Genomic DNA, 25931 nt, shown 5'->3' on the forward strand with positions numbered 1-25931 from the left:
TAAGGCAATATACTACGGAAAATAGAAGCATGAAACTCCGCATGCTTCTTGGTTATCCTTCAATTCCAGCCCTTCTCTATTGGTAGGCTCCTTTTCTCTCCGAAGCATTCATTATTTTGGAACCATTCGCATAGTAAAGAGACTTTCTCTCTGAATCTTCTATCCTTTTTGTCAATGTCGTTTTCAGCAGTGCTGTTCTGAGCACCTGGTTATTAAGAGTCGTATAAGAGACTGGAATTACAAAGCTTTGCTTGTTCTTAAAAACTACTTGGGTTTGTGCGTTCTCCGCTCGCTTGAAGTAATTGATGTGATCCAATGCAATCCACATACATTCCGGATTGCTTGGAGAAGCTGTCGGGAAAAAATAAATGAAATTTGTGGGGTCAATCGTTATCGGAGCTTTATGGGTGAAGCCGGTTAATTGGCGTGTACCCTCTTTTCTTCCTTCATAGCTTGATCCAAAATATTTGCAGCTGCTTTTAATTATTTCAATCGGCTTAAAGGGAGAAGTTACTTCATCATCAAGCTCCCAGATTTGCGAATAAACTTTTATCCCATAAGAGAGAGGTTTAATAATCATCGTATTGGGATTGATTTCATATTCTTCGATTATTTGAATATTTTGGGTCATACATTTTCATCTCCTTTTCTATTTCGTGCTCACTTTTCCATATTAACACCAATTTATCTAAAAATTACTAATTTATTCAATAGTTCTGAAATTGTTCACATTTTCGACATTCTGAAAATATTTTCTAAAAATTTAAAAAATTAGTTGAATATTCAGAAGCAATTCCATATAATATTAAAAAGCTCAGGGGTGGTTTCCATGAAGGAAAAATCATACACCGACTTAATGAAAACGAGTGGATCTAAGCGAAAAAACCTTAAGGAATCTTTTGTATTGGATCTTTACCTGGATATGCTTATTTCCGAGATACTGCTGAATAATGAAAAAGAAAAGCTGATGAAAAAAGTAGACTCGGCGATTGATGAAGGAAATAAACCGGCATTTATGCATTTTTCGAAGCAATACAAAGAACTTTCCAAGCGTTTTGGCACTTAAAAAGCAGCTTGCCCCCGCCAATCAGCGGGGTATTTTATTTTTAGTCAGGAAGGCGGGGAATAATGAACAGCAGGCATTTATTTTTAATGGGCGGAAGCCCTCCATTCGGGCAAAGGTTAGGTAAAATGTTTACAGAGCTTGCCTGCGGCTCGGATGGCAAAATAGCTATACTCTTTTTGGAAAGGGATGGCTGGGAGATGTATATGAATAAGTATACTTCTGCCTTAGTTCCTAATGGAGCCGGGAATTTCTGCTATCTCCCGCTTTCCTCTGGCCCAGCAGAATCTTATCTTCAAGAATTAATGTCCTGTTCCGGCATCATTATTGGAGGCGGTGACACAGAAAATTACAGAAAATTCATCGTGGATAGTGAAACCGGAGAATGCATTAGAAAGATGTACATGAATGGTATTCCTGTAGCAGGCTTTTCGGCAGGCGCCCTGATCATTCCGGAACATTGCATCATTCCCCCTATTGATAACCTTAAAAGACAGCACCTCTTTTTGAAAGGGCTCGGGTTAATCAGGAATTGCGCCATCAGTGTCCATTTTACCAAGTGGAATGAACGGGAAAATCTCAAGGAAGCGGCAGGAAAAGTCAATGCAGCGATCGGTTATGGAATTGACGATGATGCAGGCGTCTATTTTCACAATGAAATTCAGGCTGACGATGAAGGAAACATACATATTTATAAAAATGAAATTTAAAAAAGCAAGCCGTTTGGCCTGCTTTTTTAGTTATAATGAGCAAATCATTCCTCTGCCTGCTTCCGTTCTTTCTGCCTCTGTTCCATTTCAAATTCTTCCAGCATAGAAATGCGCTCAAGCATCGTTGGATGCCCATATCGGAATACTTTCACAAGAAGCGGCGGATTTACCTGGCTTAAACCGGCACGTGTCAGCTCCTGAAATGTTTCTATTGCGGCTTTTGAATCCTTTGTCATTTCAATGGCATAGCGGTCTGCCCTTGTTTCCTGATACCGTGAAACAAGATTGGATAGAGGGCTTGAAATAAAGAGCAGCATTGAAAGAATCATCAAAAAAAGCGGCAGGGAACGTATATCATTTACTGCAGGGATTTTTAAGGCCCTTCCCCATTTTTCTACTGCTTTTTCCATTAATTTAGCTGTCAAATACAGCCCCAGCAGAGAAAGCAGCAAGTATCCTCCAATTCCGATGTAAATATGCTTCTCCACGTAGTGGGCCATTTCATGTGCCATTATAAACAGAATTTGATCTTCAGTTAATTTATTCAGAGTTGTGTCCCAAAGAACAATTCTTGAATTTGAGCCGATCCCTGTTACATATGCATTCAGCGCATTCGTTTTTTCGGCCATATCGACCTCAAAGACATGTTCAGCCGGTATTTTAGCCTGATTGGCCAAATCAAGAATTTTCGTTTCAAGTTCCTTATCTTTTAAAGGATAAAAATCATTATACAGAGGGTCAATGACAACCGGCTGGAGAAACATCATAAATAAGGTAAATGGAACTGATAATAGCCATGCGTAAAGCCACCATCTTTTCCTGCTCTTATTAATCAGCCAGTAAAGAACAGACACGATAAGAAGCATCATTCCATAATTAACCCAAAAATCAATGAGTTCATCCTTCATCCACCCACTAAAGCTCTGAGTGGAGATATTATACGTTTTTGAAAGCGAAAAGCTGATATAGCTTAATGGCATCGTGGCAATAAAGGCGAAAAAAGAAAGCCAAATCAAATAGATTGCCGTTTGCAGGAATTTATATGGCGCTGTCTGTTCCGCCCACTTTTTAAAAGCATTTGAAAAGCCAAATAAGAGAATAAATAAATAAAATATCCATTCAAAAGGAGTAGAAATAAAAAACAGCAGGTTTCTTATTTTAGAATATTCCTCACTGAGCATCAATTCCCTGCCGTTCAGGAAAGTTGCCGGATCTGCCCGTGACCCTTCATACTCAAAGGGCAGACTGGTGTCAGCAAAATAGAATAGATACCAATAAAAAAATAAACCGTATACGAAAAAGGCCAGAGCCCCATAAAAACCTAATTTCCGCGCCATTCAATTCCCCTCCTATGGTACAACCTTTCTATATTTAGTTTAGTATAAAAATCTGTAAATAGAACTCATTTGATGGGACAATCATTTCTTTCTAATCCATCAGTTCTATTGAAAAAGCCGGTTCAAGAAGGAACCGGCTAAAGAACATCCATCATTATCTTTTCTAAAACAAAAAAGAATATACAGATAACACAGCGATCGATCCCAGCACAACGACAATTACATTTGCGCCTAAAAAGGCTGCCAGAAAAGCAGCAGCTGCACCGAGCAGACCAAACCAAATATCTTCATTAATAAACAGAATACCCGGAAAAATGAGTGCCCCTAATGTCGCATAAGGCACATTCTTTAATATCCCCTGAACAAAGACGGGAAGCTCCTTCCCCTTAAAAAGCACAAAAGGCAGCAGCCTTGGGATATAAGTAACTGCTGCCATCCCAACAATCATCCACACAATATGGCTACTCATGCTCCTGCCCCCTGTTCCCGTTTTTTACACTTTCAATCCATTCAACTATTACAGCCGATAAAAGCGTTGCCGTTACAATTGCCCATCCTGTCGATAGCGTATTAGTCAAAGTGAAAATCGTGTTAAAACACGCTGCAAGTGCGGCAAGAAAAACAACTTTTGCACTCTTTTTCATAGACGGAACGAGAAGGCCGACAAACATGGCATAAAGAGCAACAGACATGCTTTCCTGCAAGGTTTGCGGAAGGCTCGCCCCAATAAGATGCCCAAGTCCCGAACAAATGACCCAGCTTGCATAGGAAACCGATATGAGCCCAAGCATATACCCGCTTGTTACCTTTTCTTCACGCACAGCTGCAACTGAAAAGGTTTCATCCGTAATCCCAAAAGACAAAATCACCTTGTTGGCAGCCTGTTCATCTTCCCACTTTTCATTAAGAGAGGTAGACATCAAAAAGTGCCTGATATTCACGATAAAAGTTGTTAAAACAATTTCAAATATGCCTGTCCCAAGTGTAAGCAGGCTCAGGGATATGTACTGTGCTGCCCCGGCAAATACGAGCAAACTCATTAAAACTGTTTCACCTATTGTAAGACCGGTTGTTTTGGCAAGCAGTCCAAATGTTAAAGCAATGGGTGCATATCCTATCGCGATGCTGATTCCCGCCTGCACCCCCTTTCTAACTTCACCGGAAGGCTTGCCGACTGCAAGTTCTGCCATGATGCTCACCGCCTAAAAATATAATAAAAGGTTCTAAAAATTATACTATACTAGACTTAAAATTAGAAGAAACTGTTATCGGATTGTTTTGGATATAATGCCGCTTGAACAAAAAATCCGAACAAGGTAAAAACCTTGTCCGGTCCACACATCTAAATAAGAATCGCCTTGTCGCTGCTCATTTTCTCTCCACGGATTTTCTGGAATTCCTCCAGCAGTTTTTCTACTGTCAAGTCTTTCTTCTCGTCCTCATTTGTTTCAAAAATGATCTGGCCTTTGTCCATCATGATCAGCCTATTTCCCAGGTCAAGCGCCTGCTGCATATTGTGGGTCACCATTAAGGTTGTAAGTTTATATGTTTCCACAATCTCTTTCGTAAGGCTGGTAATCAATTCAGCACGAGCCGGGTCCAAGGCAGCGGTATGTTCGTCCAAAAGCAATATTTTAGGCTCTGTAAAAGTCGCCATCAACAGGGATAATGCCTGCCTCTCCCCGCCTGACAGCAGTCCGACTTTTGCTGAAAGCCTGTTTTCCAATCCAAGATGCAGCATTTCCAGCTTTTCCTGGAAAAAGTCGCGGCGTTTCTTGGAAACACCTTTGCGAAGGCCGCGCGCCATAGTTCTCGCATAAGCAATGGCCAGATTTTCCTCTATCGTCATGGAAGGTGCTGTTCCGGCCATCGGATCCTGGAAAACGCGTCCAATCAGCCTGGATCTTTTATGTTCCTTCACAAGAGTGACATCAGTGCCATCAACCAGCACTTCTCCTATATCAGGAATCAATTTGCCTGAGATCATATTCATGAGAGTAGATTTTCCCGCTCCATTACTGCCGATAACCGTCATGAAGTCGCCTGGCTTTAAATGAAGATCAATTCTTTGAAGTGCTGTTTTTTCGTCTGGAGTTCCCTCATTAAACACTTTATGAATCTGATTTAATTGCAGCAAGATGTTCACCACTTTTCCCGTAAGCATTCGTTTTTTTCGCTTCCGCTAATCTCCGCCGCTTTCTCTGCTTTTCTTTTTGCTGCTGAATAATCTTTGGCAGAATCAGCGCGCCAATCACGATTACTGCTGTGATTAGCTTCATATCTCCTGTTTCAAGGAATTCAACCCTTAATGCAAGAGTGACTATAATACGATATAAGATGGCTCCTCCGATGACAGCCAGCGTTGCCCGGACAATCGTTTTTGCACCAAAGATTGCTTCCCCGATGATTACGGATGCAAGTCCGATGATTATCATCCCGATTCCCATTCCGACATCACTGAATCCGTTATACTGTGCCACCAAGGCTCCTGAAAATGCCACCAGTGCGTTTGAAATACCCAATCCGGCAATCTTCAGGAGGTCTGTATCAGCAGAAAAGCTGCGGATCATCGTCTCATTGTCTCCTGTCGCCCGTATAGCCAAACCAATATCTGTCTTTAAAAATAGATCAATCAGTGCCTTAACAGCAAATGCCAAAACCAGCATAAGCAATAGAATCCCCCAGGTCTTAGGAACAAAATTCATTCCCAGCGCTCCGAGCAGGCTTCCGATAGTCTGATCAATTCCAAGTCCCTGCCAGAATGCTGTAATCTTTGTGATAGCCGTTTCCTCAGACAGCAGAGGAACATTTGACTTACCCATAATCCTGAGATTTATAGAGTATAATGCTATCATCATTAAAATACCTGACAGCAGGGCATTTATCTTGCCCTTTGTATGAAGCAGCCCAGTGAAACATCCGGCGGCAAAGCCTGCAAGCATAGCTGCCATTGTTGCCAAAAATGGATTGTACCCTCCTGTTATCATGACAGCAGCAACAGATGCACCCGTTACAAAGCTTCCATCCACCGTCAGATCGGGGAAATCCAAAATTCTGAATGAGAGGTAAACGCCCAGCGCCATTAAGGCATAAATAGCACCTGCTTCAATGGAGCCAAAGATGGCAGTTGGCATAGTAATCTTCCTTTCTATTAGAAAAACGCAAGCACTGGTGGTTAAGTGCTGGTGCTGGTTCTATTCCACAAACTCAGCAAGCCCGTTCCATTCATCTTTTAAGTCAATGCCCATTTCTTCTGCAGCCTTTTTATTGATTACCAGCTTTAGGTTCTGCGGATATTGGACAGGCAGTTCGGATGGCTTCTTGCCTTCTTTTAAAATTTTTGCCGCCATTTCCCCGGCTTCATATCCGATATCTTCATAGTCAAATCCGTATGCAGCAAATCCCCCGCGTTTAACAGAATCCAGCTCTCCCACAAAAAGCGGGATATCATTGTCGTTTGAAACCTGAATGACAGATTCCAAAGCGGAAACGACAGTATTATCGGTAATAATATAGATGGCATCTGCTTTTCCGACAAGTGATTCTGCAGCCTGTTTCACTTCAGAAGAATTGGATACGGTAGCTTCGGCCAATTTCATATTTGTACCTGAAAGTGCTTCCTTCACCTTATCAATCTGCACCTCTGAATTTTGTTCTCCTGAATTGTAAATAACACCTACCGTTCCAGCCTCAAATTGTTCATCTATAAATTTAACCATGCTGGGTATCGCATCAGGATGTGTATCTGTTGTACCAGTAATATTTCCTTCAGGTGCATCCAGTGATTTTACTAATTGCGCACCCACTGGATCAGTTACTGAAGTAAATACAATTGGTATATCCTTCGTTGCATTCAGTGCACTTAATGCACTGGGTGTAGAGTTGGCAAAGATCAGGTCCACTCCATCTCCGGCAAAATTATTGGCAATGGATTGATTATTATTCTGGTCCCCCTGGGCAATCTGGACATCGTAGCTTGCTTTAATGCCTGAATCCTCCAATGCCTTTCTAAAGCCCTCCAGCGCCGCATCTAACGAAGGATGTTCGACAATCTGAGTAACTCCTATATTAATTGACTCTCCCTTTTCTTTATCCGAAGAGCCGGCTTCCCCGTTTGCACTATCACTTCCGCAGCCGCTTAGCAGTAAAGTTCCTATAAGGCCTGCCGCTGCTATAGCTTTAAATGTTTTTACTCTCTCTAACATACTGGTTGATCCCCCTTTAATCTCTATCTTTTTACTTCAGCACTTTTATGCTTTTATGCTTTTATTCACTAAATTATATAGTCAATAGCTGTACGATTCAAGTGATTTTTTAATAATTTTCAAAAAATTTATTATATTAATAAAAAAACACCGCAATAAATTCTGCGGTGTCTCATATTACTAATTTATTTTATTTCCCTTTAAACTCAGGTTTTCTTTTTTCGGCAAAAGCTGAAAGAGCTTCAACTCTATCTTCCGTTGGGATAATAACTTCGTATGCCTTCCTTTCAATCTGCAGCCCAGTCTGCAAATCAACACCCATGCCATGCTTTACAGCAAATTTAGCCTGCTGAAGGGCAATTGGCCCGTTGTTAAGCATTTGTCCGGCAAACTCAAAGCATTCATTTAATAAATTATCCTTTTCAGTCACTTTAGTAAGGATGCCGTAATTAAGCGCTTCTTCAGAGGTGAGCCTCTTTGCCGTCAAAATTAACTCAAGGGCTTTAGCCTGGCCAATCAGTCTTGGAAGCCTCTGTGTGCCTCCTGCACCCGGTATGATGGCTAAGCTTGTTTCTGTAAGTCCCATGGATGTGCCGGAAACTGCAATGCGGAAGTCGCAGGATAGTGCCAATTCCATCCCGCCTCCGAACGCAAAACCGTTTATGGCAGCAATAGTAGGCTGTGGAAGCTGATCCACCAGGGAGAATACCTCACCTATTTTATATACATTCCTGCGTACTTCCTCATCAGATAATGTCCTGCGCTCTTTAAGATCCGCTCCGACGCTGAATGCTTTTTCTCCAGCCCCTGTAAAAATAACAACACGAACATCAGGACTGGTGCGCAGTTTTTCAACTGATTCCTGGAGCTCCGACAAAGTTTCATAATTAAAAGCATTCATTGCATCAGGGCGGTTAATTGTTACTACCGCAATATGACCTTTTTTTTCGACTGCAATAGAACTCATATGTATCTCTCCTCTTTCTTTTGCTACCTAATAATTCGATAAATTTCGCGAAAACCCTTTCAAACTTAGCAATTCAAATGAAGAATAGAAAAGGACAGACACATGCCATGCCTGCCCTTAAAGCCTATTTAGCCTGAAGAACCTGATTCTTCAATGCCCTTCGTAAGATTTTGCCAGTTGTATTCTTTGGAAGCTCCTCTAAAAATTCGATCGATGATGGCACTTTATATCTAGCCAGATGCTCTGCACAGTATGCGAGCAGCAATTCTTCTGTCAGCTGGGGGTTATTTGTTACTACATAACACTTTACCGCTTCACCCAGATTCGGGTCAGGCACGCCCAATACAGCAGCTTCTACGACCTCCCGGTGATTATAGAGCACCTCTTCCACTTCCCGCGGATACACATTATAGCCGCCGACTAAAATAAGGTCCTTTTTACGGTCAACGATATAAAAATAGCCTTCCTCATCCCTTCTTGCAAGGTCTCCTGTATAAAGCCAGCCGTCACGGATTGTGGCCGCGGTTTCTTCCGGCAGCTTGTAGTACCCCTTCATTACGTTTGGCCCGCGTACGATCAATTCACCAACTTCGCCAACAGAAACTTCCTCTCCCAATTCATTTACGACTTTATTCTCAACGTTCATAATGGATTGCCCGATCGAGCCTGCTTTACGCGGTTTATCAAGCGGATTGAAGCATGTAACCGGAGAAGCTTCTGAAAGACCGTATCCTTCCGATACAATGACATTGAATTTTTTCTCAAAACCATGGAGAAGCGCAACCGGCATGGCAGCACCGCCTGATATGCACAGCCTTAATGATTTCAGATCTTCCGGACTGCCATCTTCATACTGAAGAAGGAAATTGTACATGGTCGGAACTCCGGCAAAAACTGTAGGTTCATATTTTTTTGCTAGCCTGAAAATCTCTTTCGGGCTGAATTTTGGATCTATTAAAATGGTAGCCCCATTCATCAGAGGTGCATTGAGAGCAACCGTTAAACAGAAAACATGGAACATAGGCAGAGTAGTAATAACCCGGTCATTCTCATTCATGTGTAAATAGTCGCTTACATCCTTTGCATTGCTGTAGAGGTTTTTATGTGTAAGCATGGCACCTTTTGGCTTTCCTGTCGTACCGGATGTATACAGGATAACGGCTGTATCATCTTCTTCGAGTTCAGGGCCCTTAAACCCAATATCTCCTAAAGCAATTAATTGTGTAAACGATTTCATTTTTGAAAAAGCAGATAATGCAGAGAGATCCTGTTCTGAAGCTTGTCCCTGGGGTGTATCACAAATAATATAGTTCTCTACCTTTGGAAGCGCCTGATGCATCTTTTCAATTAAAGGCACTAATAGATCAAGCGTGACAACCGCTTTTACATCACCATTATTTACAATGTAGCCGATTTCATCAGGTGTATAAATTGGGTTGATCGGTATAACAGTTGCTCCAAGCCGCAGTGCTCCATGCAGGCCGATAACAAAATGCGGTGAATTACCCAGTAAAAGAGCAATATGATCCCCTTTTTTCACTCCCAGCTTTGAAAGCCCATCCGCAAATTTGGTTACAGCACCATCAAGCTCAGCGTACGTACTGGACTGATCCATAAAATAATAGGCAGTCTTATCGCCCATCTTAATCGCCGTTTCATGCAGCTGCTCTGTTAAATTCATTTACACTCCCCCTATAATGAATGAATAGTCATTCATTTTTATTAAATAAATTTTCTAAATATATTATATTGAAAGAAATTTTCGTATTCAAGTAGGAAAGCGAATCTTTCACAATTTCTTTTTTTCAGAGTGACTGGCTCGCAAGAACTTATATAACAATAAGAAAAGCCGGCATTATGCCAGCTCTCTCTTTAATACACCAGGTTGACGAATTCTTCTTTAGTCACATTACCGAAGTAATGCTTGATTTCCATTCCTTCAAGAGCTTTTTCAATCTCTGACTTTTCATAGCGAATTCCTGTTAGCTTGTTTTCTATTTCACTTACATCGCCAACCCCAAAGAAGTCCCCATATATTTTGCATCCCTCAATTTTTCCTTTTGTGACATTAAGTCTGATATCAATTTGACCAACTGGGAAGCGATGAGAATGCTGAAGATCAAATTTAGGTGATCTTCCATAATTCCAATCCCAGTTCTGATAGCGCTCCCTGGACAGCTGGTGAATTCTTTCCCAGTCCTCATCCGTAAGCTTGTACTCCGGAATTTCACCTAAATCTCCAAAAATATTCTTTAGAAGCAAAGTGCGAAATTCTTCAATCGTGATTTTTTTGTCCAGGAACTCCGAGATATTAGCAACCCGGCTTCGAATTGATTTAATGCCCTTTGATTCAATTTTATCCTTCTTTACCTTTAGCGCTGAAACGACACTTTCAATTTCGGAGTTAAACAAGAGGGTGCCATGGCTAAACATTCTCCCTTTGGTGGAAAACTGGGCATTCCCGGATATTTTTCTGCCTTCTGCCATCAGATCATTCCGGCCGCTTAATTCAGCATTCACACCAAGCTTCTGCAAAGCTTCTGTAACCGGTTCGGTAAACTTTTGGAAGTTGTGAAAGCTATCACCATCATCTTTTGTAATAAAACTGAAGTTGAGATTGCCTAAATCATGATAAACGGCACCTCCTCCAGATAGCCTTCTGACAACATGGATGCCATTGTCCTCAACGTATTCCGTATTAATCTCTTCTACTGTATTCTGGTTTTTTCCGATAATAATGGAAGGTTCATTAATATAAAACAGCAAATAGGTTTCTTCAATATCAAGATTCTTTAGTGCATATTCCTCAATGGCAAGATTAATTCTGGGATCTGTGATTCCCTGGTTGTCGATAAAAAGCATCAGTTTTCCTCCTTAAAATATATGAGACCATTGGTAATCCGCTATAGAAATAGGACCGGCATATTTAGCCGATGCCTCCTCCTTCAGCTTTCGAAGTTCACCATAATGAGGCAAATGTGTCAGCAGCAGATTATTCACCTTTGCAAGGCTTGCCAATGTTCCAGCATCCAGGCTTGTCATATGCCCCGCATTTCCCCCGTTCTGATGCCCATAAAAATTACACTCGCAAACTAATAGATCAGCATTTTCGCTAAATGCCACCAGCTCTTCTTTATAAGAAGTATCTGCCGTGTAAACAAGTGATTTGCCGCCTGCTTCAATTCTCATTGCATAGCATGGCACAGGATGATTGGTTTTCATAAAGCGAATTTGAAATGGTCCTGCTGTGAGAGTGCCTTCAGGATCATAGGCAACTCCTTTAGTAATATCCTTATATGTAAGTTTGGCAAATTCAGGCTGGTCGAAAGAATGTCCATAAATCGGGAGTGCAGCTGTTTTCTTGCCCAGGAAGCCCTGAATGAGCCTTGCATGCTGCAGCACTCCTATATCCGCAATATGATCTGGATGGTAATGCGAGATAATCAGCCCATCTAAGTCTTCTGGCTGGAAAAAATTCTGCATTTTTGAAAGCACGCCGCTCCCGCAGTCTACCAGCAAATGAAATCCTTCATGCTCCAGCAAATACCCGGAACTGGCCCCATCTGCTTTAGGATAACCGCCCCAGCTGCCGATTACAGTTAACTTCATCACAAATTCCCTCCTACTATAACTGGATAACCTGGCTTTCCTATGTCCAATATACTCGATTATGCCTATTTTTTCACTTTTTTAAAATTGTATTGAAACAGATGTTGACACAAAAACACTGTTATAATACAATGAACTTAAATAATCAAACTATTTAGAACAAAAACACAAATTAGGAGGCTTCAACATGATTCAAAACATTATGGAGTTTTTCAGAAACCTGCCGGCAAAACAATGTTCAGAATGCGGGAAGTCGATCGAAGAACAGCATGAATGCTACGGAAACAAGTGTGAAAAGTGCATGGGAATGACAGATTTATAGAATAATATATTTAAAGCCAGCCCCATACAGGGCTGGCTTTGCTTTTACTTATAATCAATCAGTCTGCTCTGCAGCAGCTGCAAATCTTTTCTTGTGCATGGCAGTAAAGTAAACAAAAGATCCTGCAATGAACAAGGCTCCAAAGCTCAGGAGAATTACCGCATTCTCCCACATAAAATCAAAATTGCCGCTTGAAATGACTGCCTTAAAACCGGAAACAGAATAGGTCATAGGCAAATATGAACTGATTGGCTGAAGTGCATTAGGAATCAGCTCAAGTGGAAAAGTCCCGGCACTTGTTGTCAGCTGGAGTATTAAAATAATGATCGCAACAAACCGGCCTGGATCACCCATGACAGTGACAAAGAATTGAATAAGCGCTATGAAAGTCAGGCTGGTTAGGATTGTAAAAAGAAGAAACAATGGGACACTCTGCACTTCCAGGCCAAGTCCCAGCAATAGAATCATCGCTGCAATAAGACCCTGAATAATGCCTATTCCTGCAAGAATTCCAAACTTGCTTGCAAACCAGCTGAATCCTGAGCGCGGAACGCCAGCCGGTTCCCTGAGCGGGAATACAATGGAAAGCAGCAGAGCTCCAACAAAAAGACCAAGAGACAGAAAATAAGGTGCAAATCCCGTACCATAATTTGGTACTTCTGTAATCTTCTCATTATCTATTTCCACCGGATTTGCCATCATGTTATATGTTTTATCGCTGGCATTTACTGAAGAAGCATTATCAGCGCCATCGGCTAATTTATTTGCTAACTCAGACGATCCTTCATAAATTCGTGAATTACCCTCAGCAACTTTGCCTGCACCAGCTTCAAGCTGCTTCGAGCCGTCTGCAAATGCAGCTGAACCTTGTGTCAGTTTGCCAAGACCTCCTGACAAATCTGCTGCACCGCCTGCCAGCCTGTCTGCTCCGGCCTGTGCTTCACCAAACTTCTGAGCAAATGTTTCCATTCCTGCATCGAAATCTTTATGGCCCTGTACCAGCTTAAGGGAGCCATTTTCCAGCTCGGCTGTTCCCTGGGCAAGCTGATTTATTCCCTGCTGGAGCTGCTGCTGTCCTGCCTTTAACTGCCCCATTCTTTGGGACAATTCAGCTCCTCCACCAGATAGTTTGCCGGCTGATTCGGCAAGCTGGGCTGATCCGGTCTTCAGCTGTGCAAGTGCAGTCTGAAGCTCAGCCTTTTCAGGAGAACCTTCTGGAAGCTGCGATAAGATGCCCTGCAGCCTTTGTTCTAAAAGAGCAGTGCCTCCGCTGAGCTTTTGCGCTTCCGTCTGCCATTGCTCCAGAGATGAAGATAATGTGTTTGCTCCATTTTCAAGCTGTTCGGTTCCATCGATCATAACTGGAAGTTTTTCTTTTACCGTTAAGATTCCTTCTTTTGTTTGTGTAACACCTGCAGAAAGATCTTCACTACCTGACTTTAGCTGATCAGAAGCATTTCTCAATTCCGATTGGCCTCCTGCAAGTTTGCCTAAACCTTCTGAAAGAGATTTAGCTCCTTCTGCCATTTCCTTAGAACCCTTGCTTGCTGTGCTTACACCGTTATTGAACTCAATGGATTTATTGGCCAAAAGCTCAAGCTTCTCATGCAAGGTTCTGGATCCGTCCTTTAGATCAGCTGCTCCTTCACTGATTTGAAGGGCACCATCACTTGCCTGTCCAATGCCATCTGCAAGTTCCCCTACCTTATCAAACATGGTTTCTGCATATGTTTCAGTTACTTTTTCTGACAGTGACGCTTTAATTTTTTCAACAGCTGTCCCGCCGATTTGAGCAGATAAGAAATTGTAGCTCTCATTGGGAACGTAAATCAGATTCATTTTCTGCGGTTTGTCTTCCAGCAGAGTGGTAGCATTCTTGGAAAAATCCTTGGGAATTTCAACCAGCATATAGTATTGCTGATCATTTAGATCCTTGTATGCCTCTTCTTTATCAACAAATTGAAAGTTAAAGTCCTTGCTTTCCTTTAAATTATCAACAAGATCATTGCCCAGGTGCAATTCATTTCCTTCCAATACAGCACCGGCATCTTCATTAACGATGGCAACCGGGAGATCATCTAAATGATCGTATGGATCCCAGAATGCCCACAGGAACATTCCACTGTATAAAACCGGAATAAACATAACTGCTATAATCGGAATCAGCAGCTTCTTGTTTTTTATAATGGCTGAAAACTCCTTAAGGAAAAGTTTGTTTTTCACCTTAAATCCCTCCAAATTACTTTTTGACTATTTTTCTCATCTGGTCATTTTTCTGAAAAAATAGAGGACTATCTAGTTCGATAATCCTTTCATAATATATTGCTCAAAAAGAAGAGCTATTTTTTCTTTTTCCAATGGTTCATGACGCTGCTCCCAATCAAAAATAAGAGCAATATAAAGCTTAAGCATGACAAAGGAAGTCAGTTCCGGATCGCATTCCCGGATTTCTCCTCTTTCAATGGCAAGTGTAACTTTGTCTTTTACATATTTAATTATCGCATCCTCCACTTTCCCAATTACATCTGTAACAGCAGGAGTTCCCATTTCCTTTGCTTCCTGGAAAAGCTTGATTGTAAGCTGATGCTTCATGCGGAATTCAAGTATTTTATACAATCCCCGATGAACATTTTTGTGAAAGGGCAAAGAAGGATCAAGCGCTTCATCGGCTGCATTTTTCATTTCCGTGATGAGCGTATGGATAATTTCATCAAACAGCTCTTCTTTATTTTTAAAGAAATTATAGATAGTGCCTTTTCCAACATTCGCAAGCTTTGCAACCTGGTCCATAGTGGTTGCTTTATAGCCAAAAAGAGAAAATGATTTTGTGGCTGCTTCAAGAATCTGCTGTTTCCGATCTGCTGACATAAACTCACCTCTTTGAAAATGACTAAATGAACGATTTGGTCATTAGTACAAGGAGTAATTTATCATACTCTATTTGAAAAAGCAACCTGAAATGATGCCAATTTAAAAAGCTGTCACACACGGACAGCTTTTGGCTTGTTGCTTTGCAGGTATTCTACTGTATTTCGAACTGCCTCTTCTGCCTGATCTATGCAGTCAGGAACACCAAGACCTTCAAACGAGCTTCCTGCCAGAAAAATGCCCGGCAGCTCATCCTGCGCCTGTTTCTTTGCCAGTCCGACGCGTTCTTTATGTCCAACGGTATACTGAGGCATGGAATCTTTCCATCTGGTTACATAACTAAATTCAGGATTCATATTAATATTCATCGTTTTATTTAAATCATCGAGCACAACTTTAACAATTTGATCATCTGACAGATCCACAACTGCTTCATCCCCGGCTTTGCCAACGTAACAGCGCAGAAGCACTTTTCCTTTTGGGGTAGAATGAGGCCATTTTTTATGTGTCCAGGTACAGGCAGTAATGGTGTAATCACTATGACGTGAAACAACAAAACCCGTTCCGTCTATATCCCTTTCAATCGCATCCTCTGGAAAAGCCAGAGCTACAGTTGCCACTGAAGTGGACGGCATTTCTTTAAACTGCTCAAAAAGTCCCCAGCCGGAGAAGATGCTGCACAATGCATGGTGGGGAACAGCCATAACTATGCAATCTGCATTAAGGCTTTCTCCCCCATTTATTTCAACGGTATAGCTTTCGCCATTCTTAACAACCGATTCAATGCGATGGCCTTTCAGCACAGTCCCGGGTTCAAGCTTGCTTTCGAGGGCATCGACAAGTGATTGAAGCCCTGATTTGAAAGTAAGAAACATTCCTTCTTTGCTTTTGCTGGTTCCGGCTTGTTTCGGCTGAGAGCCTGCAGCCTTCTTCATTCCCATTATTAAGCTTCTATACTTCTGCTCAACCTGATAAAACTGCGGGAAGGTGGCCATAAGGCTCAATTGATCAATATCGCCTGCATATATGCCAGAGAGAAGCGGTTCAATCAAATTATCGACAACTTCGTCACCAAGCCTTCTTCTGAAAAAGGCACCCAGAGACTGATCTGTGGAAGGATTGGAGCGAGGCAGCACAAAATCTGCCGCAGCTCTTGCCTTTCCTGCAGGAGAGAATAAGCCGGTTGTTATAAAGGGAGCAACTTGTGTCGGGATGCCCATGATGGATCCGCCAGGCATTGGATATAGCCGCTGCCTTACAAGGACATAGGACTTGCCAGAAGTATTTCTCACAAGTTCCTTTTCAAGGCCCGCTTCCCTGGCAAGGCGCGCTGCACTTTGCTTACGGGCCAAAAAGGAGTCGGGCCCTCGTTCGATCACAAAACCGTCTCGTATTATTGTTTGAATCTTGCCGCCAAGGCGATGTGAAGCCTCTATGAGCTTAACGTCCAGAGCCAAGCCCTTTTCTTTAGCTTCCTTCTGCAGATAGTAAGCTGCAGCAAGACCCGTAATTCCTCCTCCGGCAACAATAACTTTCTGTCTCTCTCCCTGCACGGTAAATCGCCTTCTTTTCTAATTTTTTGCATTATCGCAGTCTAACAGGCAGTAAGCCCCCACTGAGTGAATTTTCGCTTTATCTATTCAGCAATTTAAAAATGGCATCTGACATTGCATCAATGAACTCAGGCTGAGAATTCGGCATTTCAGGGCGGTAATAGCTTGCTCCCAGCTCATCAGTGACAACTTTGCATTCATAATCATTATCGTACAGCACTTCAAGATGATCAGACACAAAACCTACAGGTGTGTAAACGAATGCTTTGTAGCCTTTATTTTCATAAAGATCTCTTGTCAAATCCTGGACATCAGGCCCAAGCCATGGCTCAGGTGTGTTTCCTGCACTTTGCCAGCCCACAGCATAGTTTTTGACACCAGCCTGTTCGGCTATGAGGTCAGCTGTTTCCTGCAGCTGGTGCGGGTATGGATCCCCGGATTGCAGGATTTTCTCCGGCAAACTATGTGCAGAAACAATTAATACTGCAGAATCTTTTTTGTCAGCAGGCATTTTATCGAAGGTTTCTTTTACCCGATCAGCCCAATATTTAATAAACTTAGGCTCTTTATACCAGCTTTCAACTGACCTTATTTCAAGGCCGCCAAGCTTTTCAGCCTCTTCCTTGGCTCTGCCGTTATATGATTTCACGCTGAAGGTTGAGAAATGCGGCGCAAGAACAATGCTGACAGCTTCCTCAATCCCATCCTCATGCATTTGTTTAACTGCATCTTCTATGAAAGGTTCGATATGCTTCAACCCAATATACATTTTGAATTCATACTCGTCCTGAATATCATTTAAATGCTGCTCAAGTTTTTCAGCCTGATCTTTAGTAATTTCTGCAAGCGGCGATATTCCGCCGATCGCTTCATACCTGCTTCTTAAATCTTCAAGCATTTCCTCAGAAGGCTTTCTTCCTCTGCGGATATGTGTATAGTAACGCTCAATGTCTTCTTCCTTATAGGGAGTTCCATAAGCCATTACAAGTAAACCCATTCTTTTTTTACCCATGTCATCCACCTCAAATTCTGTCTCCAGTTTTTATTGTGCCAAAAAAATAATCGATTACCAAAACTAATGCTCATAGCAATATGCAAGTGCAGCCTGCTATCGCTTTAAGCCAGCCGGAGGCTACTTGCTTAATTTTGAGGCAGAGTATTCGTGAATAAAAGCAGTTAATTTCTTTAATGTGTCAGGATTAACCTCCGGGAATACACCGTGTCCAAGGTTGAAAATATAACCCGGCTGAGCCATTCCCTGATCAAGAATAGCTTTTGCTTTTTCCTCGATAACCTCCCAAGGTGCAAGGAGAATCGCAGGGTCTAAATTACCCTGAACTGTTTTGGTGATGCCTTTTGCCCTTGCTTCCTGAATCGGAAGTCTCCAATCAAGCCCCACTACATCAAGCGGCAGATCATGCCACTCCAGTGCAAGATGGCTTGCGCCTACACCGAACATGATCAGCGGAACATTCTCTTCTTTCAAGGCAGAGAAAATTCGATTCATTACCGGCTTAATAAAATAGCGGTAATCTTCCACATTCAAGGCACCAACCCATGAATCGAAAATCTGGATGGCTTTTGCACCTGCTTTGACTTGGGACTTCACGTAGGTAATAGTCATTTCTCCAAGCTTATCCATTAACGCAAACCATGCTTCAGGCTCTGCATACATGAATGCTTTTGTTTTGTTGTAATTCTTTGATGGACCGCCTTCAATCATATAACTTGCAAGAGTAAACGGAGCACCTGCAAAACCGATAAGAGGAACAGTCAGCTGCTCTTGAGTAAGAAGCTTAATGGTATCCAGGACATATGGAACATCCTCTTCCGGATTGATTTCACCAAGCTTCTCTACATCTGCTTTGGAACGGATTGGATTTGATATAACAGGGCCGATTCCTGATTTAATTTCCACATCCACCCCAATGGCTGGAAGCGGTGACATAATGTCTTTATAAAGAATCGCAGCATCATTGTTATACTGCTCTACGGGCAGCCTTGTTACATAAGCACAAAGTTCAGGCTGGTGTGTAATTTCGAATAGGGAGTATTTTTCTTTAATTGCTCTATACTCCGGCTGTGAGCGGCCAGCCTGGCGCATATACCAAACAGGAACATGCTCTGTCTGTTCTCCTCTTGCTGCCTTCAGAAATGTATCATTAAATGAGTTCGTCATTAAATTTTATCCACCTTTCAAGACTTGTCTGCGTATTATTGTAATATATATGTAACCAAATTAGAAATCTCGAAGATCTATCCTTTATGACTATATCCTTTTTTCTTTGTTTTTTATAGATATGAACGTCAAATGTCAAAAAATTGACGTTTTTAACTGTTTAAATAAGGGAAAATTGAAGATTGTAAGGATATAAGCACAATATAAATATATTTTAAATAATGTAGTGTTTATACTCCAGAGAGAACACTATAAAACTTATCCAAGTGGAGTGAAAAAAAAAATGAAGCTTTATATGGCCAGAGGAACTTACGATTTTTTGAAAAAAATTGAGGAAAAGCACCCCGATGAAAACATGGTTACAATGCAGAATACTGATACTGCCTTATTAATTCATGAAACATCAGGCGCCTCTATCTTTAAAGAGCCCCGTTCCTATGAAGTCATCGATTCTTCCGGAACCTTCTCGGGCGCAGGATTTGCCGTTCTGAATAATGTACCAGTTACAGATGAAGGCAGGCCGCTATTTGAGCACCGGCTGAAAAACAGGGCAGGGCTTATCGAAAATGAACCGGGATTTATGGCTATCCGTGTCCTGCGGCCTCTTGAATCAAACACATATGTCACCCTAACGCTATGGCAGGATGAAAAGTCATTTAAAAACTGGCAGAATTCCAAAGCATATGAAAAAGCACATGAAAAACGCGGTACGGAGAGCGGCATTGATAAGACACCGAATATTTTTTCCAGCTCTCCATACGTGACCCAATATTATATCCCTAAAGAAGAGTAACAAGAAGCATGCTGGACCTGGAAGTGCAATTGTATCTTTCTTATCTTGTAAAAAAAGGATGAGCCATTATGACTCATCCTTTTTTTGCCTGTTTTTTTATAATTCCGTTTCGGTTGGCATAAACGGCTGCCTGTGTACGGTCTGTAACGCCAAGTTTACTGAGGATATTGCTTACGTGTGTTTTGACGGTTTTGATGCCAATGAACAATTCCTCGCTGATTTCCTGGTTTGTCATCCCTTCCCCAATGCAGAGCAGGACATCAAACTCCCTTTCAGTTAAATCATCATGAGGCTTTTTTTCTTTTTCTCTGAAACGGCTTACCATTTTCCCTGCAACCTTTGACTCAATGACAGGTTCACCCTGCACAGCTTTCTTAATGGCAGTTACAACTTCGGCAGCATTTGCCGTTTTCAGCATATAGCTGAAGGCACCCGCTTCAATCGCCGGAAAAACCTGTTCATCATCGTAAAAGCTGGTTATGATGATAACCTTGCATTCAGGATAGCATTTTAGAATCTCCCTAGTCGCTTCTATTCCGTTCCCATTTTCCATCAGGAGGTCCATCAAAACAATTTCCGGCCGCTCTTTCAGCACAAGCTTTACAGCTTCATTCCCACTGCCTGCTTCCCCAATGACCTCTATGCCAGACTCAGTTGCCAAATAAGAAATAATGCCCCTTCTTACCATTTCATGATCATCCACAACTGCTACCCTGATCATTTCAGCCTCTCCCCTTTTGCCGGAATTTTAATATCTATATAAGTTCCTTCGTTTTCTTTGGATCGTATTTTGAATATTCCGCCAACCTCCTCGCAGCGTTCCCTCATAGTTTTCAGCCCGTAAGAAGTGATTCTCTCTTTATGAGGATTAAACCCTTTTCCATTATCAGCAATAAAAAGAAAGATGTAATCATCCTCTTCCGTTAGGGTTACTTTGATCTTTCCTGCATCCGCATGACGGAGCACATTAGATAAAGCCTCCTGGACAATCCGGAATAAATGCTCTTCCGCTGCTTTGGAAAGGTTTACAATCTCATCAATACTTGCATGGAATTCGATGTTTGTCTTTGCCTTTAACTCCTGAATCAGCTTAATAATACCATCACAGAGACTGTCATTACTCAGCTGAACGGGCCTAAGATGGAGGAGAAGCGCCCTCATTTCCCCCTGGGCTTTCGCAGCGATTTCAGAGATTTCATTTAACTGTTCTCTCGCTTTATCACTATCCAAATCAAAAACTCTCAGGGCTGCTGAAGACATCATACTTAATGCGAAAAGCTGCTGGCTCACTACATCATGGAGATCCCTGGCCAGGCGCTGTCTTTCTTCCATTACAGCTGCTGAATGGGCTGTTTGTGCCAATGCAGACTTTTCATCGGCAAGCCGCTGCATAGAATAAACCTGCTCCTGAATATTTTCGGCCAGCTGATTCAGTTCATCTGATATTAATCCTATTTCATCTTTTTCATACGATTCCATCCGATCAGCATACTTGCCGCTTCTTAAGGTCGAAACAAATAACAGGATATCACCGAGCCGCCCTTTTATTAAGTAGCTGCCCTTGAGCCCAAAATAGGCACCCGTAAGGAGTAATACCGTTAAAACATACAAAAACAGCCAAAAGGTGCTCTTTATAGTCAATGGCGATTCAGAATTGTAAAATAGATAGACCTGCAATCCGACAAAAAAGATTAATGAACTTATAATGGCCATCATAATAAAGCTCTGCACAAACCAATACCTGATTCCGCTTTTTTTCATCTTATACCCCTATACTTTATCGATCCTAATGGATCCAATTTTTACTTGTACAGCGATTTTCAGCTTTCTTGAGGCCTCATCATAACCGGGCGACTTGTAGTGAAGACTGCGGTTGATGTCACCTGTCTTTTGATCAAAAATGCGGATGTCTCCTATATTAATATTTGACTGGATCATCACCGGAATGTTTTCGGGGATGATCATTTTCACATCGCCAATCCACCCTCTCACAATGACAGGCGTCTCTTTCTCCGGGATGAAAGCTTTGCTGAAATCGATAAAATAATCACCGATCATTGTATATAAATCCATCGGCTCGAGAGACCAATTCGGCTGTTTAAAATCCACATCGCCAATTGAAAAGCCTCTTATATTTTTAAGCGGCTGAGGACTTTCATATTTTGAGATATTAATAACTTTTTTCTCCGCTGCACCTTTGTCTTTCCCATAGATATCTGCCGGGAAATCCTGTTCAAAATGTATCTTTAAACGATCTTTTTTCAAAAGAATATTAATGCCGATAAAAATAAGAAACAGGGGCCAGAGTTTCCAGATTTCCATAAACCTGAATGCAATGACTCCGAGACGATCAAGGATTAATAGTAATGAAAATACAATTAGAAATAACCCGGGAAACATCCCGCTCCGGCTATTCTTCAGTATGTATGAAAGCAGATAATAACACCCGGCAGCCATTAGGATAAAGGGGTAAATTACGACAAATACCTCTTTTATTTCCAAGGAAATGACACCTATGTTCATAAGAAGAAGCAAAACCCCAATAGCTGATAAACTTATCGCGAAGATTATTTGATTAACGGACCTGTATCTCATAGGCTTTCCCTTCCCTCTTTTCTTCTATTCTTGTATTCGCTAATGCAAAAACATTTTCCTTCTGCATTCATTTTATCAGTCAGCAATTCTATTGAAACATCCCCCGGTGTGTTTCAGCCTCCTCCTCTGGACGGATTTAATTCATATCACCATTTATTTCATTCCATCATATTCTGTACTACATTCCGAATCGGGTGATTCGCCTAAACCGGCGCTTCTCTTATGGAATTTTGAAAGGGGGAAAATCAAGTGGGAGTTGAGCTGACAGCCATTCATTGGATATATGTTCTTTTTATTGTCTTCATCATCGGCTTCATGGTTATGAAGAGAGATACAACGCTGGTCTGTATTGCGGGCATCTTTTTAATTGCCATTACAGCTACCGGCTCCTTAAGCGGTTCAGTCAGCAGTATTTTCACCAGTTTTATATTTGCGATAACAGAACTTCTTTCCACTATACTGGTCATTTCCATTATAGTGGCCATGAGCCGGACACTGACCACAACCGGAATTAATGATGTCATGATCTCTCCTTTTACCAGGTTAATCAGAACACCGGCACTTGCCTATTGGACGATCGGAATTTTGATGATGGTCATCTCCTGGTTTTTTTGGCCATCTCCTGCTGTTGCCTTAATGGGGGCCGTACTTCTTCCCGTAGCCATCCGGGTAGGATTACCTGCTCTGGGTGTGGCAATGGCCATGAACCTGTTCGGTCATGGCATCGCACTATCCGGAGATTTTATAATCCAGGCTGCCCCGAAGTTAACTGCCGACGCGGCAGGTCTTCCTGTAGGCGAGGTCATATCAGCCAGTGTTCCGCTTGTTATTATTATGGGTGCAGTCACGACTATAACTGCTTTTTATCTTATCAAGAGAGATATGAAAAGCGGCAAGCTGACTGCAGATACTGGGCTTACTGGGGATACACCAGCTGAACTGCAGGCTGATTCCAGTCAAAAACATCTGCTTTCACTTAAACAAAAACGTTTTTTTGCGTTATTAATTCCAATCTTATTTGCTGCTGATGTAGCAGCCATGTTTGCGTTAGATCTTCAGGGCGGTGACGCAACCGCCTTGGTAGGCGGGACATCAATATTTATCCTCCTGATGATTACGCTCGCTGCCCATCGTAATAAAGGTCTTGAAAAAACAACAGCCTATTTAGTTGAAGGCTTCCAGTTTGGATTTAGAGTATTTGGCCCTGTCATTCCAATTGCAGCTTTCTTTTATCTGGGGGACGCTGGATTTTCTCAGATGATAGGAGACTTTTTGCCAAAGGGCTCTCATGGAATTGTTAATGATCTTGGAGTGGGGCTGGCATCTGTTGTCCCTTTAAGCAAAGAGGTAGGCGCCATTACACTGACTGTCGTTGGAGCCATAACAGGGCTTGATGGATCCGGCTTTTCCGGCATCTCACTTGCCGGCTCCATTGCAAATCTATTTGCGACAGCTATCGGCACAGGTGCTGCAACCTTAACGGCTCTCGGGCAGGTAGCTGCCATCTGGGTGGGCGGTGGCACTTTGGTTCCCTGGGCCCTTATACCTGCAGCCGCAATCTGCAATGTAGATGCTTTTGAACTGGCCCGACGGAACCTGCTTCCTGTCACAATTGGCTTAATCGTGACAACTATTGCAGCCATGTTCCTCATTTAAAACAACAAAGAGACTATCGGCGATAGTCTCTTTGGCTGTTAAGCTGATTCTCTCTCATATGATTTCCTTCTGAACATTGACTTTAAGGCCGCATAAAGGGAAATTGATATGAATACCCAAATATAGCCTGCTGCAAATCCTGCTGTGATATCCGACGGATAATGTACCCCCATCACTATCCGGCTGATCCCCATTAGAAAAATCCAAATGCCTGCAATAATTGCCGTGATCCATTTCGCTGACGCTTTCTTCAGCTCGGTAATGATAAAATAGCCTATCCACGTATATAGAATCATCCCAATCATCGCGTGTCCGCTCGGAAAGCTGAGACTCGCCACATCAACAAGATGCTCCTGATCAGGGCGCGGCCTTCCAACAGCCTCTTTAAGCCACTTATTTACTTCATTTCCCGCTGCAACAGCAAAAACAACAGCTGCCATCGCCTCATAATTCCTATACTTGAGCCAAAGCAACAATAAGAAAGCCAATGTAATAATCCCTACACCGATTTTACTCCCCATATTGTCCATGGCTTCAAAAAAAGGATGGGTGCTTTCTGAAAATAATTCTGTAAAGAACTTTGACAAGTAACGGTCAAAATCAAGAGGTTGTCCGTTAGTAACGGCAACAAGAAAATATAGAAAAATGGATGCGGATACAGCCAGAAAAAAATAGGTCCATTTAGATTTAAGCATTTCCAATCTTACTAATACCTCCCATATTGGTCTTCATTTATAGTATCATTTCTTCTTCAATTTTATTATGTTATGTTTGCAGAAAAAACATTTTTCTCTTTATCCTATTAAAGAATGTTATAATAATGGAAAAATTACGTCGATAGGAGAGGGAATCATGTCTGAAACACTATTTAAAAAATTGGAAAGCTATTATGATGAAATGGTCTCCATCCGGCGCTATCTTCATCAGAACCCTGAAGTATCTTTTAAGGAAGAGAAAACGGCTCACTATATCAAAACCTTTTATGAAAATCTGGGGATCGAAGTCCGGAGCCATGTAGGGGGAAATGGAGTGGTTGCCAGGATTCATGGCAGCAAACCAGGAAAGACCATCGCTTTAAGAGCCGATTTTGATGCACTTCCTATCCAGGATGAAAAGGATGTCCCATATAAATCATTGGTTCCTGGGGTAATGCATGCTTGCGGACATGATGGACATACGGCAACTTTACTTGTACTGGCGAAGGCACTAAATGAACTTCGCGATGAATTAGAAGGTACATATGTAATGATTCACCAGCACGCCGAGGAATATGCTCCGGGCGGAGCTATTTCGATGATCAAAGATGGCTGCCTTGAGGGTGTCGATGCCATTTTTGGAACACACCTGTGGGCATCAGAACCAACAGGGAAGATCCAATATCGGGTTGGCCCATTTATGGCGGCAGCAGACAGGTTTGAAGTTACCATCCAAGGAAAAGGCGGGCACGGAGCACAGCCTCACAAAACGAAAGATGCGATTGTAACTGCCTCCCAGCTGGTTGTCAATCTTCAGCAAATCGTCAGCAGAAAAGTAAATCCAATTGACTCTGCTGTTGTAACAGTTGGTTCTTTCGTAGCTGATAACGCATTTAATGTAATTGCAGATAGAGCAAAATTGATTGGTACTGTCCGCACATTTAACGAGGACGTCCGCACTAATATCGAAGAGGAAATCGAGCGCATTGTCAAAGGAACATGCTACACAGCAGACAGTGGCTATGAGTATCGGTTCCACAGAGGCTACCCTGCAGTTGTAAATCATAAAAGGGAGACTGAATACCTGGCTGAACTGGCAGGGAAAATTGATGAAGTCAAATGGGCAGAAGAGACAGACCCTGAAATGGGCGGTGAAGATTTCGCATACTATCTTCAGCATGTGAAAGGGACCTTCTTCTTTACCGGGGCAAGACCTGAAAATACATCAGAAAATTACCCGCACCATCACCCCAAATTTGATATTGATGAAAAAGCCATGCTAATTGCAGCAAAAACACTGGGAGCAGCAGCTTTAAACTATCATAGCTATCAGGAAAGCAAGGACTCTGTTGAAGTAGGACAATAAGAAGAAATTCGAG

Annotated in this window: 26 protein-coding genes; 6 read left to right on the forward strand and 20 right to left on the reverse strand. The window is 42.1% G+C overall.

Features of this window, described 5'->3' with window-relative positions; genetic code table 11:
• Window positions 1–76 precede the first annotated feature (76 nt).
• Window positions 77–631: a competence protein ComK gene (locus tag ACTHRG_RS08900; protein WP_076261184.1), complete on the reverse strand. Its 555-nt coding sequence runs from the start codon at window positions 629–631 to the stop codon at window positions 77–79.
• Window positions 632–829: 198 nt separating this feature from the next.
• Between ACTHRG_RS08900 and ACTHRG_RS08905 the strand changes: the two genes are divergently transcribed.
• Together ACTHRG_RS08905 and ACTHRG_RS08910 are read left to right on the forward strand one after the other, a co-directional pair.
• Entirely contained in the window at window positions 830–1066 is a 237-nt protein-coding gene (locus ACTHRG_RS08905) for an IDEAL domain-containing protein (protein ID WP_076261182.1), read from the forward strand.
• Window positions 1067–1128: 62 nt separating this feature from the next.
• Entirely contained in the window at window positions 1129–1773 is a 645-nt protein-coding gene (locus ACTHRG_RS08910) for a Type 1 glutamine amidotransferase-like domain-containing protein (protein ID WP_076261179.1), read from the forward strand.
• Window positions 1774–1817: 44 nt separating this feature from the next.
• On the opposite strand, the gene ACTHRG_RS08915 is transcribed toward ACTHRG_RS08910, so the two are convergent.
• From ACTHRG_RS08915 to ACTHRG_RS08960, 10 genes are all read right to left on the reverse strand, one after another.
• Complete coding sequence (locus ACTHRG_RS08915) at window positions 1818–3110, reverse strand: M48 family metallopeptidase (protein WP_076261178.1); 1293 nt, start codon at window positions 3108–3110, stop codon at window positions 1818–1820.
• A gap of 163 nt (window positions 3111–3273) precedes the next feature.
• Entirely contained in the window at window positions 3274–3579 is a 306-nt protein-coding gene (locus tag ACTHRG_RS08920) for an AzlD domain-containing protein (RefSeq protein ID WP_076261176.1), read from the reverse strand.
• A complete protein-coding gene (locus ACTHRG_RS08925; RefSeq protein WP_076261173.1) occupies window positions 3572–4300 on the reverse strand; it encodes an AzlC family ABC transporter permease in 729 nt (242 codons plus the stop codon). The genes ACTHRG_RS08920 and ACTHRG_RS08925 overlap by 8 nt, the downstream gene beginning before the upstream one ends.
• A 152-nt stretch (window positions 4301–4452) precedes the next feature.
• Complete coding sequence (locus tag ACTHRG_RS08930; protein ID WP_076261171.1) at window positions 4453–5247, reverse strand: ABC transporter ATP-binding protein; 795 nt, start codon at window positions 5245–5247, stop codon at window positions 4453–4455.
• Window positions 5222–6244, reverse strand: coding sequence for an ABC transporter permease (locus ACTHRG_RS08935; RefSeq protein WP_076261169.1), 1023 nt, complete (start codon window positions 6242–6244; stop codon window positions 5222–5224). Before ACTHRG_RS08935 ends, ACTHRG_RS08930 begins: the two co-directional genes overlap by 26 nt.
• Window positions 6245–6304: 60 nt before the next feature.
• Complete coding sequence (locus ACTHRG_RS08940; protein ID WP_076261166.1) at window positions 6305–7315, reverse strand: ABC transporter substrate-binding protein; 1011 nt, start codon at window positions 7313–7315, stop codon at window positions 6305–6307.
• A gap of 190 nt (window positions 7316–7505) precedes the next feature.
• Window positions 7506–8282 (reverse strand): enoyl-CoA hydratase-related protein, encoded by a 777-nt coding sequence (locus tag ACTHRG_RS08945; RefSeq protein ID WP_076261164.1) that lies wholly within the window; start codon window positions 8280–8282, stop codon window positions 7506–7508.
• Between the two features lie 124 nt (window positions 8283–8406).
• Entirely contained in the window at window positions 8407–9963 is a 1557-nt protein-coding gene (locus ACTHRG_RS08950) for a fatty acid--CoA ligase family protein (RefSeq protein ID WP_076261162.1), read from the reverse strand.
• A gap of 191 nt (window positions 9964–10154) precedes the next feature.
• Window positions 10155–11144 (reverse strand): lipoate--protein ligase, encoded by a 990-nt coding sequence (locus ACTHRG_RS08955; protein WP_076261159.1) that lies wholly within the window; start codon window positions 11142–11144, stop codon window positions 10155–10157.
• 12 nt (window positions 11145–11156) lie between these two features.
• Entirely contained in the window at window positions 11157–11891 is a 735-nt protein-coding gene (locus ACTHRG_RS08960; RefSeq protein ID WP_076261156.1) for an MBL fold metallo-hydrolase, read from the reverse strand.
• A gap of 187 nt (window positions 11892–12078) precedes the next feature.
• Between ACTHRG_RS08960 and yhfH the strand changes: the two genes are divergently transcribed.
• Window positions 12079–12213: a protein YhfH gene (yhfH, locus tag ACTHRG_RS08965; RefSeq protein ID WP_076261153.1), complete on the forward strand. Its 135-nt coding sequence runs from the start codon at window positions 12079–12081 to the stop codon at window positions 12211–12213.
• 54 nt (window positions 12214–12267) lie between these two features.
• Here the strand turns inward: yhfH and ACTHRG_RS08970 are convergent, their stop codons facing one another.
• The 5 genes from ACTHRG_RS08970 to hemE all read right to left on the reverse strand — a co-directional run bounded on the left by ACTHRG_RS08970 (window position 12268) and on the right by hemE (window position 18813).
• The gene (locus ACTHRG_RS08970; protein WP_076261151.1) at window positions 12268–14436 is read right to left on the reverse strand and encodes a YhgE/Pip family protein; all 2169 of its coding nucleotides are present in this window, start codon (window positions 14434–14436) and stop codon (window positions 12268–12270) included.
• 72 nt (window positions 14437–14508) lie between these two features.
• Window positions 14509–15081: a TetR/AcrR family transcriptional regulator gene (locus tag ACTHRG_RS08975; protein WP_035327005.1), complete on the reverse strand. Its 573-nt coding sequence runs from the start codon at window positions 15079–15081 to the stop codon at window positions 14509–14511.
• A 113-nt stretch (window positions 15082–15194) separates the two neighbouring features.
• Window positions 15195–16634, reverse strand: coding sequence for a protoporphyrinogen oxidase (hemY, locus tag ACTHRG_RS08980; RefSeq protein ID WP_076261149.1), 1440 nt, complete (start codon window positions 16632–16634; stop codon window positions 15195–15197).
• A gap of 79 nt (window positions 16635–16713) precedes the next feature.
• Window positions 16714–17646, reverse strand: a complete 933-nt coding sequence (hemH, locus tag ACTHRG_RS08985; RefSeq protein ID WP_076261147.1) for a ferrochelatase — start codon at window positions 17644–17646, stop codon at window positions 16714–16716.
• 120 nt (window positions 17647–17766) lie between these two features.
• Window positions 17767–18813, reverse strand: coding sequence for a uroporphyrinogen decarboxylase (gene hemE, locus ACTHRG_RS08990; protein WP_048010698.1), 1047 nt, complete (start codon window positions 18811–18813; stop codon window positions 17767–17769).
• Window positions 18814–19096: 283 nt separating this feature from the next.
• On the opposite strand from hemE, the gene ACTHRG_RS08995 reads away from it, so the two are divergent.
• Window positions 19097–19606: an antibiotic biosynthesis monooxygenase family protein gene (locus ACTHRG_RS08995; protein ID WP_076261144.1), complete on the forward strand. Its 510-nt coding sequence runs from the start codon at window positions 19097–19099 to the stop codon at window positions 19604–19606.
• Window positions 19607–19679: 73 nt separating this feature from the next.
• Here ACTHRG_RS08995 and ACTHRG_RS09000 read toward each other — a convergent pair whose 3' ends face one another.
• Genes ACTHRG_RS09000 through liaF form a run of 3 tightly spaced genes read right to left on the reverse strand, consistent with a single transcriptional unit; the run spans window position 19680 to window position 22201 of the window.
• Window positions 19680–20327, reverse strand: a complete 648-nt coding sequence (locus ACTHRG_RS09000; protein WP_076261142.1) for a response regulator transcription factor — start codon at window positions 20325–20327, stop codon at window positions 19680–19682.
• Window positions 20324–21367, reverse strand: coding sequence for a sensor histidine kinase (locus tag ACTHRG_RS09005; protein WP_076261140.1), 1044 nt, complete (start codon window positions 21365–21367; stop codon window positions 20324–20326). Before ACTHRG_RS09005 ends, ACTHRG_RS09000 begins: the two co-directional genes overlap by 4 nt.
• A 9-nt stretch (window positions 21368–21376) precedes the next feature.
• Window positions 21377–22201 carry a cell wall-active antibiotics response protein LiaF gene (gene liaF, locus ACTHRG_RS09010; RefSeq protein WP_076261138.1) on the reverse strand — a complete coding sequence of 275 codons (825 nt, stop codon included), beginning with the start codon at window positions 22199–22201 and terminating at the stop codon, window positions 21377–21379.
• Window positions 22202–22450: 249 nt separating this feature from the next.
• Between liaF and ACTHRG_RS09015 the strand changes: the two genes are divergently transcribed.
• Window positions 22451–23857, forward strand: coding sequence for a hypothetical protein (locus ACTHRG_RS09015; RefSeq protein WP_076261136.1), 1407 nt, complete (start codon window positions 22451–22453; stop codon window positions 23855–23857).
• A 38-nt stretch (window positions 23858–23895) separates the two neighbouring features.
• Here the strand turns inward: ACTHRG_RS09015 and ACTHRG_RS09020 are convergent, their stop codons facing one another.
• Entirely contained in the window at window positions 23896–24552 is a 657-nt protein-coding gene (locus tag ACTHRG_RS09020) for a phosphatase PAP2 family protein (protein ID WP_286149048.1), read from the reverse strand.
• Window positions 24553–24709: 157 nt separating this feature from the next.
• Here ACTHRG_RS09020 and ACTHRG_RS09025 point away from each other — a divergent pair, with 157 nt between their 5' ends.
• Window positions 24710–25918 carry a M20 family metallopeptidase gene (locus ACTHRG_RS09025; RefSeq protein WP_076261131.1) on the forward strand — a complete coding sequence of 403 codons (1209 nt, stop codon included), beginning with the start codon at window positions 24710–24712 and terminating at the stop codon, window positions 25916–25918.
• Window positions 25919–25931: the final 13 nt, after the last annotated feature.

The sequence above is a fragment of the Cytobacillus sp. SAFR-174 genome (genome assembly GCF_051964675.1).
In the GTDB taxonomy this organism is placed as follows: domain Bacteria; phylum Bacillota; class Bacilli; order Bacillales; family Cytobacillaceae; genus Cytobacillus.

What these genes read in the sequence shown, in the direction of transcription:
- ACTHRG_RS08900 (WP_076261184.1), bottom strand. Translation starts at nt 631, where the DNA reads ATGACCCAAAATATTCAAATAATCGAAGAATATGAAATCAATCCCAAT.
- ACTHRG_RS08905 (WP_076261182.1), top strand. Translation starts at nt 830, where the DNA reads ATGAAGGAAAAATCATACACCGACTTAATGAAAACGAGTGGATCTAAG.
- ACTHRG_RS08910 (WP_076261179.1), top strand. Translation starts at nt 1,129, where the DNA reads ATGAACAGCAGGCATTTATTTTTAATGGGCGGAAGCCCTCCATTCGGG.
- ACTHRG_RS08915 (WP_076261178.1), bottom strand. Translation starts at nt 3,110, where the DNA reads ATGGCGCGGAAATTAGGTTTTTATGGGGCTCTGGCCTTTTTCGTATAC.
- ACTHRG_RS08920 (WP_076261176.1), bottom strand. Translation starts at nt 3,579, where the DNA reads ATGAGTAGCCATATTGTGTGGATGATTGTTGGGATGGCAGCAGTTACT.
- ACTHRG_RS08925 (WP_076261173.1), bottom strand. Translation starts at nt 4,300, where the DNA reads ATGGCAGAACTTGCAGTCGGCAAGCCTTCCGGTGAAGTTAGAAAGGGG.
- ACTHRG_RS08935 (WP_076261169.1), bottom strand. Translation starts at nt 6,244, where the DNA reads ATGCCAACTGCCATCTTTGGCTCCATTGAAGCAGGTGCTATTTATGCC.
- ACTHRG_RS08940 (WP_076261166.1), bottom strand. Translation starts at nt 7,315, where the DNA reads ATGTTAGAGAGAGTAAAAACATTTAAAGCTATAGCAGCGGCAGGCCTT.
- ACTHRG_RS08945 (WP_076261164.1), bottom strand. Translation starts at nt 8,282, where the DNA reads ATGAGTTCTATTGCAGTCGAAAAAAAAGGTCATATTGCGGTAGTAACA.
- ACTHRG_RS08950 (WP_076261162.1), bottom strand. Translation starts at nt 9,963, where the DNA reads ATGAATTTAACAGAGCAGCTGCATGAAACGGCGATTAAGATGGGCGAT.
- ACTHRG_RS08955 (WP_076261159.1), bottom strand. Translation starts at nt 11,144, where the DNA reads ATGCTTTTTATCGACAACCAGGGAATCACAGATCCCAGAATTAATCTT.
- ACTHRG_RS08960 (WP_076261156.1), bottom strand. Translation starts at nt 11,891, where the DNA reads ATGAAGTTAACTGTAATCGGCAGCTGGGGCGGTTATCCTAAAGCAGAT.
- yhfH (WP_076261153.1), top strand. Translation starts at nt 12,079, where the DNA reads ATGATTCAAAACATTATGGAGTTTTTCAGAAACCTGCCGGCAAAACAA.
- ACTHRG_RS08975 (WP_035327005.1), bottom strand. Translation starts at nt 15,081, where the DNA reads ATGTCAGCAGATCGGAAACAGCAGATTCTTGAAGCAGCCACAAAATCA.
- hemH (WP_076261147.1), bottom strand. Translation starts at nt 17,646, where the DNA reads ATGGGTAAAAAAAGAATGGGTTTACTTGTAATGGCTTATGGAACTCCC.
- hemE (WP_048010698.1), bottom strand. Translation starts at nt 18,813, where the DNA reads ATGACGAACTCATTTAATGATACATTTCTGAAGGCAGCAAGAGGAGAA.
- ACTHRG_RS08995 (WP_076261144.1), top strand. Translation starts at nt 19,097, where the DNA reads ATGAAGCTTTATATGGCCAGAGGAACTTACGATTTTTTGAAAAAAATT.
- ACTHRG_RS09000 (WP_076261142.1), bottom strand. Translation starts at nt 20,327, where the DNA reads ATGATCAGGGTAGCAGTTGTGGATGATCATGAAATGGTAAGAAGGGGC.
- ACTHRG_RS09005 (WP_076261140.1), bottom strand. Translation starts at nt 21,367, where the DNA reads ATGAAAAAAAGCGGAATCAGGTATTGGTTTGTGCAGAGCTTTATTATG.
- liaF (WP_076261138.1), bottom strand. Translation starts at nt 22,201, where the DNA reads ATGAGATACAGGTCCGTTAATCAAATAATCTTCGCGATAAGTTTATCA.
- ACTHRG_RS09020 (WP_286149048.1), bottom strand. Translation starts at nt 24,552, where the DNA reads ATGCTTAAATCTAAATGGACCTATTTTTTTCTGGCTGTATCCGCATCC.
- ACTHRG_RS09025 (WP_076261131.1), top strand. Translation starts at nt 24,710, where the DNA reads ATGTCTGAAACACTATTTAAAAAATTGGAAAGCTATTATGATGAAATG.